This window comes from Pseudarthrobacter sp. R1, from assembly GCF_024494415.1.
GTDB lineage: Bacteria > Actinomycetota > Actinomycetes > Actinomycetales > Micrococcaceae > Arthrobacter.
The window spans coordinates 1-635 of record NZ_JAMKFI010000028.1; the positions used below are offsets into that span (position 1 = coordinate 1).

Annotated in this window: 1 protein-coding gene; it reads left to right on the forward strand. The window is 63.1% G+C overall.

The features are described 5' to 3' along the window. Positions 1 to 635 (forward strand): cytochrome c oxidase assembly protein (locus M8J71_RS22800; protein WP_256250149.1); only part of this gene is annotated, 635 nt, incomplete at both ends.

The following is a 635-nucleotide window of genomic DNA, read 5'->3' on the forward strand; positions in this document are numbered from 1 at the left end:
ATTATCGTGGTCATGGGTGCCGGGATCGAAGGCTACGGGCTGCGGATGTTCTCCATTTTCATGTTCCAGCAGCTGACATTGATGATGGCTGTTCCGCCGCTGCTGGTGATCGGCTCGCCCGGCACGTTGCTCCTGCGCACGACCCCGCACAACTGGTGGGGCCGGCCCGTACTTAGGGCGGCCATCTGGGGTCTGCGCTCCAGATGGGGGCGCCTGGCCATCCATCCGGGGTTCATGGTCCCGCTGTTCCTGCTGACCTTCTACGGGGTGTACTTCTCCGGGCTCGCGGACCTGCTGCTGCCGAACTGGTACGGGCACGTGGGGCTGGAACTGCTGTTCCTTGTGGCGGGTATCCTCTTCACGGTGCCGTTAATCTCGGCGGATCCGCTGCCGTCCCGGCAGACCCACTTCGGGAGGATGATCGATATCTTCGCGGAGATGCCGCTGCATGCATTCTTCGGTGTGGTCATCATGATGGCCACCACGCCAATGGTGGACTTTTTTGCCCGCCCGCCGGCGGCGTGGAATATCGATCCGATGCGTGACCAGGAGGTCGCCGGAGGCCTGGCGTGGTCCTATGGTGAGTTGCCCGGGGTGCTGCTGCTGATGTTCATCCTTGTCCGCTGGCAGCGGGA